This is a genomic window from Bacillus sp. FSL K6-0972 (assembly GCF_037976035.1).
GTDB classification, from domain to species: domain Bacteria; phylum Bacillota; class Bacilli; order Bacillales; family Bacillaceae; genus Bacillus; species Bacillus haynesii.
In genome coordinates this window covers 2,416,409-2,430,813 of sequence record NZ_CP150260.1, presented here as the reverse complement: position 1 = coordinate 2,430,813, position 14,405 = coordinate 2,416,409, and the positions used below count along the sequence as shown (strand labels likewise).

15 protein-coding genes and 1 riboswitch are annotated in these 14,405 nt (G+C 44.4%); of the genes, 13 read left to right on the top strand and 2 right to left on the bottom strand.

Annotated elements, in window-relative coordinates:
* Window positions 1-137 precede the first annotated feature (137 nt).
* From MKX80_RS12215 to MKX80_RS12195, 5 genes are all read left to right on the top strand, one after another.
* On the top strand, window positions 138-962 hold the full coding sequence (locus MKX80_RS12215) for a polysaccharide deacetylase family protein (protein WP_154994304.1): 825 nt from the start codon (window positions 138-140) through the stop codon (window positions 960-962).
* 33 nt (window positions 963-995) lie between these two features.
* Complete coding sequence (locus MKX80_RS12210; RefSeq protein ID WP_154994334.1) at window positions 996-1,910, top strand: LCP family protein; 915 nt, start codon at window positions 996-998, stop codon at window positions 1,908-1,910.
* Between the two features lie 296 nt (window positions 1,911-2,206).
* Complete coding sequence (sigX, locus tag MKX80_RS12205) at window positions 2,207-2,791, top strand: RNA polymerase sigma factor SigX (protein WP_003183073.1); 585 nt, start codon at window positions 2,207-2,209, stop codon at window positions 2,789-2,791.
* Window positions 2,727-3,833, top strand: a complete 1,107-nt coding sequence (locus MKX80_RS12200) for a GerMN domain-containing protein (protein WP_154994306.1) — start codon at window positions 2,727-2,729, stop codon at window positions 3,831-3,833. Before sigX ends, MKX80_RS12200 begins: the two co-directional genes overlap by 65 nt.
* A gap of 123 nt (window positions 3,834-3,956) precedes the next feature.
* Window positions 3,957-4,781 carry a M23 family metallopeptidase gene (locus MKX80_RS12195; protein WP_182070450.1) on the top strand — a complete coding sequence of 275 codons (825 nt, stop codon included), beginning with the start codon at window positions 3,957-3,959 and terminating at the stop codon, window positions 4,779-4,781.
* Window positions 4,782-4,828: 47 nt separating this feature from the next.
* On the opposite strand, the gene serA is transcribed toward MKX80_RS12195, so the two are convergent.
* Entirely contained in the window at window positions 4,829-6,406 is a 1,578-nt protein-coding gene (gene serA / locus MKX80_RS12190) for a phosphoglycerate dehydrogenase (RefSeq protein WP_216928472.1), read from the bottom strand.
* Window positions 6,407-6,659: 253 nt separating this feature from the next.
* Window positions 6,660-6,793: riboswitch (FMN riboswitch) on the top strand.
* 154 nt (window positions 6,794-6,947) lie between these two features.
* Between serA and MKX80_RS12185 the strand changes: the two genes are divergently transcribed.
* Window positions 6,948-7,526, top strand: coding sequence for an ECF transporter S component (locus tag MKX80_RS12185; protein ID WP_154994311.1), 579 nt, complete (start codon window positions 6,948-6,950; stop codon window positions 7,524-7,526).
* A gap of 154 nt (window positions 7,527-7,680) precedes the next feature.
* On the opposite strand, the gene MKX80_RS12180 is transcribed toward MKX80_RS12185, so the two are convergent.
* Window positions 7,681-7,929 carry a ferredoxin gene (locus MKX80_RS12180; RefSeq protein ID WP_003183064.1) on the bottom strand — a complete coding sequence of 83 codons (249 nt, stop codon included), beginning with the start codon at window positions 7,927-7,929 and terminating at the stop codon, window positions 7,681-7,683.
* Between the two features lie 263 nt (window positions 7,930-8,192).
* Between MKX80_RS12180 and MKX80_RS12175 the strand changes: the two genes are divergently transcribed.
* From MKX80_RS12175 to MKX80_RS12145, 7 genes are all read left to right on the top strand, one after another.
* A complete protein-coding gene (locus tag MKX80_RS12175) occupies window positions 8,193-9,251 on the top strand; it encodes a helix-turn-helix domain-containing protein (RefSeq protein ID WP_182070452.1) in 1,059 nt (352 codons plus the stop codon).
* Window positions 9,244-10,737, top strand: coding sequence for an ATP-dependent DNA helicase RecQ (locus MKX80_RS12170; protein ID WP_154994314.1), 1,494 nt, complete (start codon window positions 9,244-9,246; stop codon window positions 10,735-10,737). Before MKX80_RS12175 ends, MKX80_RS12170 begins: the two co-directional genes overlap by 8 nt.
* Window positions 10,731-11,375 (top strand): type II CAAX endopeptidase family protein, encoded by a 645-nt coding sequence (locus MKX80_RS12165; RefSeq protein ID WP_339226863.1) that lies wholly within the window; start codon window positions 10,731-10,733, stop codon window positions 11,373-11,375. The genes MKX80_RS12170 and MKX80_RS12165 overlap by 7 nt, the downstream gene beginning before the upstream one ends.
* On the top strand, window positions 11,317-12,096 hold the full coding sequence (locus MKX80_RS12160; RefSeq protein ID WP_339226861.1) for a LysM peptidoglycan-binding domain-containing protein: 780 nt from the start codon (window positions 11,317-11,319) through the stop codon (window positions 12,094-12,096). The genes MKX80_RS12165 and MKX80_RS12160 overlap by 59 nt, the downstream gene beginning before the upstream one ends.
* 67 nt (window positions 12,097-12,163) lie before the next feature.
* Window positions 12,164-12,607 carry a YpbF family protein gene (locus MKX80_RS12155; protein ID WP_261763355.1) on the top strand — a complete coding sequence of 148 codons (444 nt, stop codon included), beginning with the start codon at window positions 12,164-12,166 and terminating at the stop codon, window positions 12,605-12,607.
* 80 nt (window positions 12,608-12,687) lie between these two features.
* On the top strand, window positions 12,688-13,473 hold the full coding sequence (locus tag MKX80_RS12150) for a metallophosphoesterase (RefSeq protein WP_182070456.1): 786 nt from the start codon (window positions 12,688-12,690) through the stop codon (window positions 13,471-13,473).
* A 153-nt stretch (window positions 13,474-13,626) separates the two neighbouring features.
* On the top strand, window positions 13,627-14,211 hold the full coding sequence (locus MKX80_RS12145) for a genetic competence negative regulator (protein ID WP_154994323.1): 585 nt from the start codon (window positions 13,627-13,629) through the stop codon (window positions 14,209-14,211).
* Window positions 14,212-14,405: the final 194 nt, after the last annotated feature.

The window sequence follows — 14,405 nt, the reverse complement described above, 5'->3', positions numbered from 1 at the left end:
TCTTCCCCTTATATTTAAAGAGCATCCTTCTTATAGAACATTGTCTTCAAAATAGCAGCTTAAAAATTGTCATTTGTATGTGACGAGTTTAAAAGAAACCTAGTGATTGATAATTATAGCCTAAGGAGTTGGAAAAAGTGTCAAATTCACCAAAAGAAGATCATAAATTGAGCGCACTAGGAAAATTAGTGTTGGGTATGTTGATTGTACTGGGTGTCACTTTGTTATGCATATCTTGGAATGCACTTGCCGGCCCAAAGCAGGAACCAATAAAAGAAAATTCCGCCGCGTCAGCGCCGGGAGGCAAACATAAAGCAGAGAAAAAAGAAAACAAGCAAACAGCGCCGGAGATCGGAAAGGTCGTCTACTTGTCATTTGACGACGGACCGAATCCTGCAGCTTCAGATAAAATCTTAAGTTTGCTCGATAAGTATCATGCAAAAGCTACATTTTTCATGTTAAAACCGAATATTGAACAAAATCCCGATATTGTGAAGAAAATGGTTGAAAACGGCCATTCTGTCGGCTCTCACGGAGTGACGCATCAAGTATCGAAAATCTATAAATCTCCTGAAAGCTTTGCAGCAGAAATGAACGATACGCTGAAAACGATCAAAGAAACGACCAACGTTGACACACATTTGATCAGATCGCCTTACGGATCAAAACCTTACATTACCGGTCCATTTCAAGAAGTCATTAAGCGCGACCACTTTAACCTTTGGGATTGGACTGTTGATTCAGAGGACTGGAAATCTGCAAATACAAACGGTCAATTTGTGAATAATGTGATTCAGCAAGTCAATAACCTTTCGGGTGTTGAGCCGCTTGTCGTATTAATGCATGAAAAACCGACGACTGCCGCCCATTTGGAAAAACTGTTGAAATATTTCCAAGAAAACGGATATGAAATGAAACCAATGCATGATTCGATCAAACCGGTTCATTTCAGATGGAATTAAAAATATGAGATGCATCAACAAGGAAGGGATAGTATAGTGAAAATGAGAAAAAGAAAACTAAAGATGAAAAATTTGATATTGTTTGCCCTCGCGCTAGTGATAACGATTGGCAGTGTGGTGTCATACGGGATTTACCGTACCGTCGCAAAATCAATTAATGGAATGTACGAGCCTCTTCATCGGGATGCCGAGCAGAAGGATGCTGCTCCGCACGATCCTATATCCATTCTTTTATTAGGGATAGATGAGCGCCCTGGTGATAAAGGACGCCCGGATTCTATGATTGTTATGACTGTTAACCCGGACACAAAGAAAACGACCATGACAAGTATTCCTCGTGATACAAGGGTGTTTATCAAATCAAAGAATACCTTTTCGAAAATGAATTCGGCCTACACATATGGGGGAATTGAAGGGACCGTTGAAACTGTAGAACAATTTTTGAACATTCCAATCAATTACTATATCAAAATCAATATGGATGGGTTTAAAGATATTGTAGATGCAATTGGCGGCGTAACGGTAGATAACCAGATTGATTTCACCCTTGAAGGCGTGCATCTGTCAAAAGGGAAGCAGCATCTTGATGGCAAAACTGCTTTGACATATGCCCGGATGAGAAAAGACGATCCCCGCGGTGATTTTGGACGTCAAGAGCGTCAGCGTGAGATCATCAACGAAATTGTTCATGAAGGTGCACAATTAAAATCATTAACAAACTATCAAGAGATTTTGTCAGCGTTAGAAAAAAACATCAAAACAAACTTAACACTAGACAAAATGATCGATATTCAACATTCTTATAAAGAAGCTGCTAAGGATATTAAACAGATAGAAATTGAAGGTGAAGATAAAAAAGTTGACGGCTTATGGTATCACCTAGTGACTGATGAAAAGAGAAAGGAGATTTCCAAAAAGCTTCGCCAACAATTGGACTTAAAGTCATAAACGGATGGACATCATCCATCTCAAAGGATCCGCTTTATTTGCCTGACGAGGCCAAAAACGTTCCGATCGGAGGAACGAAAGCCTTATGCGGGCTCATCTTAGTGAAAACGGGGGTTCCTATAAGTTTGGCACCTGTTCATTTAGAACGGGTGCTTTTATGTTTGTTAAGTTAAAATTAAGCTTAACTTTAGTTAAACCCCCTTTCCATTTTCATATATTCGTAATATAGTTGTAATAGTTGTAATGTAACCTTTTAAGATTGACAAACGACAATAAATTGAACGGAGGGGTTTCAGGTGGAAGAAACCTTTCAGAAAATATATGATCAGTATCATCAGGATTTATTTCAGTTTTTATTTTATATGGTAAAAGACAAAAACCAGGCGGAAGACTTAGTTCAGGAAGTATACATCCGCGTCCTGCATTCTTATGAAACATTTGAAGGCAGGAGCAGCGAAAAAACCTGGCTTCTTTCGATTGCGCGGCACGTTGCGATCGACTGGTTCAGAAAGCAGCAGACGATCCGCCAACGGATTTTGGGGACGTTTGACTGGGAGAAACAAGATGTAAAAGACCGCAAGCCTCTGCCTGAGGACATCGTGATGCAAAATGAAAACCTTAAGGAAATTTTCGAGGCCCTTGACAAGTGTACGCTTGACCAAAGATCCGTCATCGTATTGCGGTTTATCCAAGGGTATTCGATCAGTGAAACAGCAAAAGCCTTGAATTTTTCCGAAAGCAAGGTAAAAACCACTCAGCACCGCGGTCTGAAAGTGCTTCGTAAACAGATGGAGCTTTTGAAGGAGGATCCAAAGAATGAAGAAGTCAGAATGGAACGAAGAACGGCTGAAGGCGTTACTAAGCCAACTTCCAACGGTTAAGGATAATCGTTCGGCAAATCAGATCTATCAAAAGCTGATTTTCGCACCAAAGCGTAAATCACCGAAAAAACGGGTCGGCGCATTTGCTGCTACAGTTTTGGTTCTCTTTCTTCTGATGCTGATCACTCCTCAATTAATCGAACAGATCAGATCTCAAAACAGCGCCGATGCCAACATTTCTTCTGACGGAAAATTGGTGCAGACGGAGGCTGATGCTGCCAAGTCTGAACCGGCAAATACGTTTGTCGTCTCCCAGAATCAAAAAGACGACTATATCACCTTTGCCTTCCTTGACGAGTCCAAGTCTGTCGTTGTCCCGATAAGCCTTAAGAAAAGTATAAGAATGACGAACCTTGAAGATGCGCTTCACGCGTACAGCCGGCTTGGAGTGGACCAATTTACATCATTTGATACAGCTTATCTTGATCAGGTGAAGTTCAAAGAACAGAAAAACAGTAAAAAACTGACGATTCAAGTGAATGAGAAAATACCGGGGCTTTCAGTCGATGATTTCGAACGGCTGAAAAATGTGATCAACGAAACCTTTAAATGGGGTTCGTATGATTCTGTTCTGTTTATTTCCAATGATAAATCAGGTGTTGAATTTGAAACATTCGGAATGCTCGCCGATATGGCGATTATGCATCAAACGCAAAAAGGCTATTATTTATATGAAAGCTCTGATGGACGCCGGTTCCTTGCACCTTCAAGCGAACCTTACGAAACGGTGCAGGAAGCGATAAAGATGATGAAAAATGAAGAAAGCAGCACTCATTTACAACCTATTCTATCTGATGATACGCAGATTGAAGATATACAAAAGAATGGAAAAGAACTGATCATTCAATTTTCTTCCTCCGCGAATATTGAAAATAAACCTGAAGACGTCTTGATGGTGGAAGGCCTTCTATTGACCGCCAAAGATTTCGGGTTCACAAAAGTGAAATTTAAAAATGCATCTACAAACAAGGTCGGCGCCTATGACTTGTCGAAATCTGTACAGGTTCCGTACGCACCGAATCCGATGACGATAGAAAGCTAAAAGACTCCACGTACGGAGTCTTTTTTTAATGTATAAAATGTATTGATTTGGAAGTATACTAAGCTGTCTCCGAATGGGGGGAATTTTACCGAAGATGCATGTAATAGGAGGATATGGAAAACTTTGAAGAAACTCAGACATCAAAACTTCCTGTTCGCGATCGCATGGCTTTCGGGGCTTGCGCTTTTCGTCACCGCGCCGGGGGCGGCAGCCTCAGAGTGGATAGAACCGATTAAAGGGGAGATCACAGATCAATTCGGGACGAGAGGCGGAAAGCATAAGGGGCTTGACATCGCTGCTCCCGAAGGGGAGGCTGTAGCGGCAGCCGCAGACGGAACGGTAAGTAAATCGTATCAATCCGACTCCTACGGCCAAGTGATATTTATCAAACATGACAACGGGTATGAAACCGTTTATGCCCACTTAAGCAAACGCTTGAAAAAGGAAAAAGAACGGGTGAAAAAAGGCGAGCAAATCGGAATCATCGGCAATACGGGAATATCGACCGGAACCCACCTGCATTTTGAAATGCATTACGGTTCATGGACTGAAGATAAAAGATATGCAATCAATCCGCTGACGGTGTTTCGTGAAGAGGCGTTCCGGCAAAATTCTGTCCACGTTCATCAAAACGCCGGGACAATGAGCGGTGCAGTAACCGTTCAAAAAGGGGACACGCTCTGGAAAATCAGCAGGGATAGCGGTATATCAATCGAGGAGATCATGAGAATAAACGGGTTGAAACATTCGAATCTTAAGACTGGCCAAACACTCCGCCTTCATGCCGATGAATCGAAGACCGGCACATATGTGGTGCGGAAAGGGGATACGCTTCATCATATCGCCGAAAAAATGGGCGTTACTGTACAGCACCTCATCGAATGGAACGATTTGAAAGGAGAGCAGATTTATCCCCGCCAGCTGCTTGAGATCAGGGAGAATTCCTGAAAAAACGGAACCCGAAAGGAATTCCTTTCAGGTTCCGCGGTTTCTTATTAAGGAAGGTCGATGACTTTAACAGACACGATATCCGGGATGTTTTTCAGCTCATCTAAAATGTCGTCCTCAAGGTGGCGGTCAAATGAAAGCATCATGATCGCTTCTCCGCCTTTTTCTTTTCGGCCCACCTGCATAGTCGCGATGTTGATGTCATGGTCTCCTAAAATTCGTCCGACATGGCCGATAGCCCCTGGTTTATCCTGATGGTGAATATACACAAGGTGTCCAGCCGGATAAAAATCGATATCAAAGCCGTTTAAGGCAACAATACGTCCGCCGAAGTGCGGAATGTACGTCGCTCTTAAAGAGAATGTCGTCACATCTCCGGTAACAGTCACAGAAATGCAGTTTTCATAGCCTGACTCATTGGAAGAAATTTTTTCGCTGAAGCTGATGCCGCGCTCTTTCGCAACGGTGCCGGCATTCACTTCGTTAACGGTAGCCGCGACCCGCGGCTTCAGGAATCCGGCCAAAAGGCTTTTCGTAATAAATGACGTTTCAAGCTTGGCGATGGAGCCTTCATATTGAATGGCTACATCTTGAACAGGCTCATTCATGCACTGGGACACAAGGTTTCCGATCGTATTGGCAAACTGATGATAAGGCTGGATTTTTTCGAATGAATCCTTTGTCATGGCCGGAAGGTTGATCGCGGACATCACAGGATTTCCTTGCGCATACTGAAGGACTTCTTCGGAAACTTGTGCAGCAACATTCAGCTGGGCTTCTTTTGTTGAAGCGCCCAAGTGAGGAGTCGCGACCACAAGCGGATGATCGATCAGTTTTGAATCGATCGGAGGCTCGACTTCAAATACGTCCAGGGCAGCGCCTGCGACATGTCCGCTTTCCAGAGCTTCCAAAAGCGCCGCTTCATCGATGATGCCGCCTCTTGCACAGTTAACGAGACGAACGCCTTTTTTCGTCTTTGCAATGGTTTCTTTGTTCAAAAGTCCCTTCGTTTCTTTTGTGAGCGGGGTATGAACCGTAATGATGTCGGCGTATGCCAGAACTTCTTCAAAGCTGTTCGCATTAACGCCGAGCTTGCTTGCCCTTTCTTGAGTCAGGAACGGGTCAAATACATGAACGGTCATGCCGAACGCTTTTGCGCGGCTCGCGATTTCGCTTCCAATGCGGCCCATTCCGATGATGCCGAGCGTTTTTCCGTAAAGCTCTGAACCGACGTAAGCCGACCGATTCCACTCCCTTGATTTAACGGAGATGTTTGCCTGCGGAATATGTCTCATTAACGCTGAAAACATTGCAAAGGTATGTTCAGCAGTTGAAATTGTATTTCCGTTTGGCGCGTTTACGACGATGACACCGTGTTTTGTCGCCTCGTCAATATCAATATTGTCGACTCCGACACCTGCTCTGGCGACGATTTTCAGCGAAGTCATCTTTTTAAACAGCTCTTCGGTCACCTTCGTGGCGCTCCGCACCAAGAGAGCGTCAAACGTATGAAGCTCGTCTTCCGCTTCCGCAACATTCTTTTCTACAATTTCAATAAAATCTGCTTCCATTAATGGTTTGAGGCCGTCGCTGGACATTTTATCTGAGACCAATACTCGAAACATGTAAGATTTCCTCCTAAATAAGCGTCATAAATATCTGATAATTTACCATATTCCATAAAGGGTGTCAATGAGTTTCGTGCGGAAAGACGAAAATTAAAAATGAAATAACTGTGAATGTGCGGTTTTTAGCGTGTGGAAAAAGTGAGTTTGCCGAAATATCCTGCCGCACGTCCCAAAACAGCGCAATAAGCTTTGAATCTGTACATTTTTTCACAATTAATTTATAATAATATCAGTATTAAAAATAAATAAGATCAATCTTCGGGGCAGGGTGAAATTCCCTACCGGCGGTGATGAGCAAGCGCTCTAAGCCCGCGAGCCTCTTTAGGGGCAGGATTCGGTGCGATTCCGAAGCCGACAGTATAGTCTGGATGGGAGAAGATGGAGGTTCCGTGCGTTTTGAAATGATATTTTCAAACGTTTATTTGACCTGTCTGTAAAACAGCCCCGCTTTTTCAATAAAGCGGGTTTTTTGTTTAGGGCAGGGGAAAGAACCATTCCTCTTTTCGTGAGATGTGATCGAAAAGGAGAGAGTGACAAAATGAAACACAACAAGGTGAGACGTCTCGTCTCAATCAGCATGCTGAGCAGCATCGCATTTATTTTAATGATGCTGAGCTTTCCAATCTTGGGAGCATTCCCGTATTTAAAAATCGATTTCAGTGATATCCCGGCACTGCTCGCTGTTATTTTGTATGGTCCGGGAGCCGGAATTGCCGTTGAAGCGATCAAAAACGTGCTGAATTACTTTATTGCAGGAAGCGCCTCAGGCGTTCCGATTGATCAGGCGGCTAACTTCATTGCCGGAACATTGTTTATCCTGCCGGCAGCTGTACTGCTTAAAAAATCAAGTTCTGCCAAAGGGTTTGTCACAGCTCTTTTCGCAGGGACGCTTGTGATGGCCGTTTCGATGAGCATTTTAAATTATCTATTGTTTCTGCCTGCCTATACTTGGTTTTTAAATGCTCCAGTGCTATCGGGAGAAGCGCTCAAGACTACAGTTCTGGCCGGAATCCTGCCTTTTAATTTCATCAAAGGCATCGCCGTGGCTCTCGTGACCACGCCGATTTTCCTTTCGCTGAAACCGCGGTTGAAGGAAAACGTCCGCATGGCCAAATAAATAGACATGAAAATACCAGGCACATGTGCCCGGATATTTTCAGCTGCAGAAGAAGCCGGATGTCTTTAGCCGGCTTCTTTTTGCTTGTTGGTAAAGCCATGCTTATCTGATAAAAAAACATCCGGCACCTTGTGCACCGGATGTTTTTTTGGCTTTATTCGTGTTTAAGCGGGTCGCCTTCGAACGGCTCATCCGCAACTTTGATCGAATCTGTAGGACAGCCTTCAAACGCGTCCATCATGTCTTCTTCTAAGACGTCAGGGACTTCGACGACACCCTGATTATCGTCAAGGGTCACAAATGCGATGCCCTCATCGTCGTAATCATAAATATCAGGAGCCGCAGCACCACAAGCTCCGCATGCGATGCACGTATCTTTGTCTACAATTGTATATTTTGGCATGAATAAAAAACCTCCCAGATTGTTCTTCGTTGGAACAAATGGTTTAACCCTCTATCTATCCGATATGAAACCTATTCCCATTCCTTATTGTAATGGTGTTAATCTTACATTTCAACTCAAAAATATTGAGAATGCTTATCACACAAGGGTTCTACTGCTAACATACCCCTTTTATATGAGTTTAAACGTCGATTTCTCCGCAAAATCTGTTAAAATAAAAGGAAGAAATGATCGAATGTTGCCGGAAGATTGTAGGTGATGATATGCCGGTTCATTTTTTTGACGCTATTGTGCTTGACATTCTGTCATCCATGAAGGGTGAGCGTTCTCCAAGCGCCGTCTATCATTTATTAAAAGGAAAAAGGTCGTCACAGACGATACAGGACGCCGGTTTATTTGCCGTTTCAAAATACTTCGGCTTTTGTTCGACTCTGTCGAGAGAGCAGGTGTCAGTCAGCGTTCAACAATTGAAGCAGGAGTCTTTGATCAGAGAAAAAGCGGAAAGCGGCGCCTACACCGTCACCGAAAAAGGGGAAGCGGAACTTGCCGGCTTTTTTGCCCTTTACCCGTGGCCCAGCCATTTTCACGGCGGCTTTTATCAGGCGGCAGCCAAAATGATGTGGGCAAGGATGTCGCTTTTGATTCAAGTGCTCTCCAACAAGCTTTACAGCGAACGCGTGTATATCCCGATCGTAAAAGATTATCAGATTCAGAACTGGGTTAAACAGTATTTAAGAAATCGGAATGCCGCTGAAACAGCAGTCCAGTTTCACCAAGAGCTGAAAGAGAAGCTGTCTGTTTTGAATCATGATGAACAGGCCGCTATTTTTGTTCACTCCCTGACATCCGGGGCAAAAGCGGGCTATACATTTAGACAGCTTTCCGAAAAGATGGACCTTGATGAGTGGTACATATATGCACTGTTTTGGGATGTTCTGCATCATTTTATTCAATCCGCCCAAAATGGTGAAAGTCCGCTTTTTCAAACGCTCATTCAGGACATTCCTTTGAAGGATGGTCTGACACAATCGACGAGAAAAACGCTTTATCTTGTAAAAGAAGGGCATACAATAGAACGGATCGCAGACATTCGAAAGCTGAAATCGGCGACGATCGAGGATCACATTGTGGAAATTGCCATTCATGATCCGTCTTTTTCCATCGATCAGTACGTGTCGAAAGAGGAGCAGAAAATCATTGCCGATTATGCGAAAGCGAACCAAACCAATAAAATCAGACAAATTAAAGAGGGGCTCGGCGGCCGATACAGTTATTTTAAAATCCGCCTCGCCTTGTCGAAAACGGTGATCAGGAATGGATAAACTTCATCAGGCACTCCGCCGGTATTTTGGTTATCATACTTTTAAAAAAGGCCAGGAAACGATCATCAAAAGCGTCCTGGAGGGGCGGGACACGGTGGCGATGCTTCCGACAGGAGGGGGGAAATCGCTATGCTATCAGCTTCCAGGGCTGTTGAAAGACGGAACCGTCCTGATCGTCTCACCGCTTTTGTCTTTAATGGAAGACCAGGTGCAGCAATTGAAGATGCGTGGAGAGAAGAGAGCTGCCGCTTTGAACAGCGCATTGACATACCAAGAAAAAAATGACGTGTTCAATCGGCTTCACCGCCTCAAATATCTGTATATTTCACCAGAAGCACTCCAGTCCGGCCAAATGCTGAAAAAGCTTCAGTTGCTCAATGTCAGCCTTTTTGTCGTTGATGAAGCCCACTGCATCTCACAATGGGGGCATGATTTCAGGCCTGATTATTCGAAGCTTGGAGACATCAAGGCGCTCCTCGGTCATCCCGTCACTCTGGCGCTTACAGCGACGGCAACCGAAGCGACATTGAAGGACATTTCAGATATGCTGGGGCTTAAAGACACCAATTATTTGATCCATTCAGTCGATCGTCCGAACATTGCGCTTCATATTGAAAAGCTGCGGGATACCGCTGAGAAGACGGAGCGGCTGACAGAGCTGGTTCAAAAGCTGCAAGGTCCGGGCCTTGTTTATTGCCCGACGAGAAAATGGGCTGAAGAACTGGCTGACAAGCTTCGTGAAGAAACAAAATTGAGAACGGGATTTTATCATGGCGGGATGGAGGCAGGCGACAGGATGCTGATCCAGCAGCAGTTCATCCGCAATCAGCTTGATGTGGTCTGCTGTACAAACGCCTTCGGCATGGGAGTGGACAAGCCTGATATCAGATATGTGATCCATTTCAGCCTCCCGCAGACGATAGAGGCGTATTTGCAGGAAATCGGACGTGCGGGCAGGGATGGAAAGCAGAGCGTCAGCATTTTGCTGAAAGCTCCGGGAGACGAGGAAATCCAGGAGCAGCTCATTCAAATGGAAGCCCTCTCCCAAAGTGATATCGGCTTTTTATACGAAAAGCTTGCCGGAGTGAAAGATGAACGCAGCCGGCGAGAAGTTCTGCAGCTGGCCGGTTTATCGGAAACGCAAGCCCGTCATTTTCTCCATCTATATCAGAAGGTGCATCATCTGGGCGGCGATGGCCAGGCGGTCATTCATAGGGAGATGGACAGCCGCAGGGAGCTCAAATTGAAAAAAGCGGCGGGATTCGCCGCCATTACTGAACGCGAAGGGTGTTTCAGGGAAAGCTTGCTCGCTTATTTTAATGAACAAAAAAAACCGCCTCAAACGGATGAACCGTGCTGTACATCCTGCGGTTTAAGTCTTGAAGCATACGAAGTCAAAGGAGACCGTCCGTCCATGAACAAATTGACAGCGTGGGAAGAAGAATTGGATACCATATTTGCCGCCAGCTGTGATCGTGTATGCTGAAAAAACAGTCGGAAATCATACGGCGCCTGTCAGACAGGGAAATGCTGAAACAGCTCTATTTTTCCCAAATGCTGATGCTTTTTACCGCATTATTGATGGGCATCTTTTTATTTGATGATGCAGACGCTTTTCTATCGCTTTGGAATCCATTGGACTTGAGCATTCTAAAGTACGGGGCGCCGCTCGCGGCCCTCGTGATCATTGCCGACCTGATGGTGATGAAATGGGCTCCGAAGCATATGTATGACGATGAAGGGATAAATGAAAAGCTCTTTCGTGAACGCTCGTATCCGCATATCGTGATTCTTACCCTTTTCATTGCATTTGCAGAGGAAATATTGTTCAGGGGCGTTATCCAGACGCATTTCGGCCTCTGGGCGGCGAGCATTATTTTCGCGATTTTGCATTTTCGTTATTTAAAAAAATGGCTGCTGTTTGTAATGGTTGTGTCCATCAGCTTTTTGCTCGGATTGAGCTTTGAATGGACAGGGAATTTATTCGTTCCTGTCACGGCACATTTTTTGATCGATGTTGTATTTGCGTGCCAGATTCGTTTTCAACACGTAAGGAGGAGTTCACATGACGGAGATGTCAAGAATAGAGAGGAAGAAGAGGGAGCAGGAGAAGGCCCGCGCTGAAATGAGCCGGGAGGCGGCCGCGGCTGTTGAACTGAAGACACCTGACGATGAGATTCCTTCCAGACAGACTTATCATAAAAAAAAGAAGCACGGCAAAAAAAAGAATAAAGACAGAAATCCACTATTCACGTCTCTTGCAGTCATGTTTGTTTTCATTCCGATCATCGTCTTCGTGGTGTTCATGTACATGCTGAATCAAGGCGGCGATTCCAACCCTGATCAGTATGATGATGTGTTTTATGAAAACAAGTCAAGTGAAACAGGAATGACCAATGAAAATCAAAACGGTGAACAAGAGGCAGATCAAAAGGCGGCTTCGCAGCATACAGCCGCCGCCCTTCAAGAAGAAAAGCTGAAAGAGAACAACCAATCGGAAAATAAAGAGGATGAACCGTCAAAAAAAGACGAGCAAAAGCAAAAAGAGCAGTCTAAAGAGGCAAAAAAAGCTGAGGAGCAGCCTGTTGCTGCAAAGAAGCCCGTACCGAAGCAGCCTGCGGAACAAGAGAAGAAAACGGCAAGCGCAGCTCAAACGCCGCCAGTTCAGCAAACACCGCAGCCCAAAAAGGTGCTGAAGCACACGGTTGGTAAAAAAGAGACGCTTTTCCGGATTTCGATGAAATATTATAAGAACCGGTCAGGAGAGGAAAAAATCCGCAATTACAATCAATTATCAGGCAACAATGTCTACGCCGGCCAGATCCTGGATATCCCGATTTATTAACAGTGGCATGATTTTGCCCGCGAATACATATACATTGTACTAACAAATAGGACAAGGTGTGAGGACTGTGGGAAGCGAGCTTGAAGAGCTGGACCGTTTTACGGACGAACCGACGAAACAAATGCTCCGCGCCTTAATTAAAAGGAAGAAAAAGTACGAAAACTATGCCAGACAGACATTCAGGTGGCAGGTGCTGGCGGCGATATGCGCGTTTTCGTTTTGTTTGTTTGCAGCGTCAAAAGGGATCGGGCAAAACGGCTTCCTTTCCGGCTTGCTGAATGACTCCGTCTATCTGCTTTGGATTTTATCGGCCGCTTTTGCATACAGCACCGCTTACTATTTTAAAAAGAAGGAAGAAAAAGCAGAAGGGGAATATCATAAGCTGAGATGCGAGATTATTCAGAAAAGCACGGATTTATGGCCCCAGCCTGAAGAGTGGAAATCAAGGGAAACGGTTTTTAAGATCATGAAACAGCAGTATGACATTAATCTTTATTTCGAAAGCAAATAAAAAAGACGTTTTCTTGTTAAAAGAAACGTCTTTTTGCATCAGGCCGTCTTATCATAAACAAAACAGATTGGAGAATGCACATGATCTATTGGCTCAGTCTGGCTTCGGCCGCTTTCATCGGTCTTGCTGCTTTAGTGTGGAAAATGTCAGCCATCGCGCGCGAAAACCGGCTGTTGAAGGCTGAATTTTCACTCAGACGCCTGGATAGGGAATTGAATGTCTTTTTTATTTCAGATATTCATAGGCGGACAGTCAGCGAAGACATTATTCGTGAAGTGAAAGAACGCGGGGTTCAGCTCGTCATCATCGGCGGCGACTTAGCGGAGGACGGCGTCCCTTATACGAGAATTGAAGAAAATATCAAAAGGCTTTCAAGTTTGGGAAAACCGTATTTTGTATGGGGAAATAACGATTATGAAGTTGATCAGGAAAGGCTCCGTGAAATATTCAAGACACACGGCGTAACAGCTTTGCGCAATGCTTCGGTATTGCATGACCATCAAGGACAAGCCGTCAATATTTGCGGAGTGGATGACATCAGACTCGAATTGGATGATTACCCGGCAGCTCTCGGCGGCGTGCAGCCGGGCTTTCCGACTATCCTTGTGTCACATAATCCGGAGATTCATCATCAAATACAGGAGGCGGACGGTATTGACCTGATATTGAGCGGTCATACCCACGGAGGACAAATTCGCTTCGGCAGATTCGGGCTCTGTGAAATCGGAGGAACCGGTACCGTTTACAAGGCTCCGTACTTGATCAGCAACGGCTATGGAACATCGAAGCTTCCTCTGCGGCTGGGAGCGAGGCCGGAAACACATCTGATCAAGCTGGTTCCGGGACCCCACATGGAAGGAAACTAATGCTTTTTCACTGAAAAGAAACGAAAAGGCGGCATTGTGCTTGTCTTCCGCCCAAACACAGTGTAAACTGGTATCAAAATTAAGAACCTATGACTCATCATCTCCATATAATAAGATATATGATGTGTGCAAGAAGAGGCAGGAGGGAACGTTATGCGGCTTGAGCGTCTAAATTATAATAAGATCAAAATCTTTCTGACACTTGACGATCTGACAGACCGGGGGCTGACGAAAGAAGACCTTTGGAAAGACTCATTTAAGGTTCAGCAGCTGTTTAAAGACATGATGAACGAAGCGAATACAGAGCTCGGGTTCGAAGCAAATGGCCCAATCGCTGTTGAAGTGTATTCTCTTCAAGCACAAGGAATGGTCATCATTGTCACAAAAAATCAGGAAACAGATGAAGACGATAATGAGTATGATGAGGACTATATTGAAATGCAAGTCAAACTTGGCGAAAGTGTTGACATTATATATGAATTTCAAACATTCGAGCATCTGATTGAACTTTCCAAAAACCTGGACCGCATCGGTATTCAAGGCGGGACAGTCTACCACTACGAGGGCAGGTATTTCTTAAGTCTCGACGATTTTGACTCCCATGAGGTTGACGGCGTGATTTCGATTTTAGCCGAATATGGAAATCCGACGACTTTAACGATTTACAGGCTTCAGGAATACGGAAAGAAAATCATGGAAAACAATGCCGTTCAGACCATTCAGACATACTTCAAATAGCCCGCATTCAAAAAAGATATTCTGCTGTGCTAAACAGCAGTTTTTTTCTGCCGAAAATAAGAATATAACAAAAAAGATTTTTCTTGAATATTTTCACGAAAAATGGTTGATTGTTCTTTGCATGATTAGTGCAAGGGTGTATACTATTCTCTGAAAGGACAACATGCCAGAAAGACTTTAGGAGGTTAACTTAT

Excerpts from the sequence above, each read along its gene's own strand:
- MKX80_RS12170 (WP_154994314.1), top strand. The coding sequence starts at position 9,244 with ATGGATAAACTTCATCAGGCACTCCGCCGGTATTTTGGTTATCATACT.
- MKX80_RS12175 (WP_182070452.1), top strand. The coding sequence starts at position 8,193 with ATGCCGGTTCATTTTTTTGACGCTATTGTGCTTGACATTCTGTCATCC.
- MKX80_RS12180 (WP_003183064.1), bottom strand. The coding sequence starts at position 7,929 with ATGCCAAAATATACAATTGTAGACAAAGATACGTGCATCGCATGCGGA.
- MKX80_RS12200 (WP_154994306.1), top strand. The coding sequence starts at position 2,727 with ATGAAGAAGTCAGAATGGAACGAAGAACGGCTGAAGGCGTTACTAAGC.
- MKX80_RS12160 (WP_339226861.1), top strand. The coding sequence starts at position 11,317 with ATGACGGAGATGTCAAGAATAGAGAGGAAGAAGAGGGAGCAGGAGAAG.
- MKX80_RS12185 (WP_154994311.1), top strand. The coding sequence starts at position 6,948 with ATGAAACACAACAAGGTGAGACGTCTCGTCTCAATCAGCATGCTGAGC.
- MKX80_RS12165 (WP_339226863.1), top strand. The coding sequence starts at position 10,731 with ATGCTGAAAAAACAGTCGGAAATCATACGGCGCCTGTCAGACAGGGAA.
- MKX80_RS12150 (WP_182070456.1), top strand. The coding sequence starts at position 12,688 with ATGATCTATTGGCTCAGTCTGGCTTCGGCCGCTTTCATCGGTCTTGCT.
- serA (WP_216928472.1), bottom strand. The coding sequence starts at position 6,406 with ATGTTTCGAGTATTGGTCTCAGATAAAATGTCCAGCGACGGCCTCAAA.
- MKX80_RS12145 (WP_154994323.1), top strand. The coding sequence starts at position 13,627 with ATGCGGCTTGAGCGTCTAAATTATAATAAGATCAAAATCTTTCTGACA.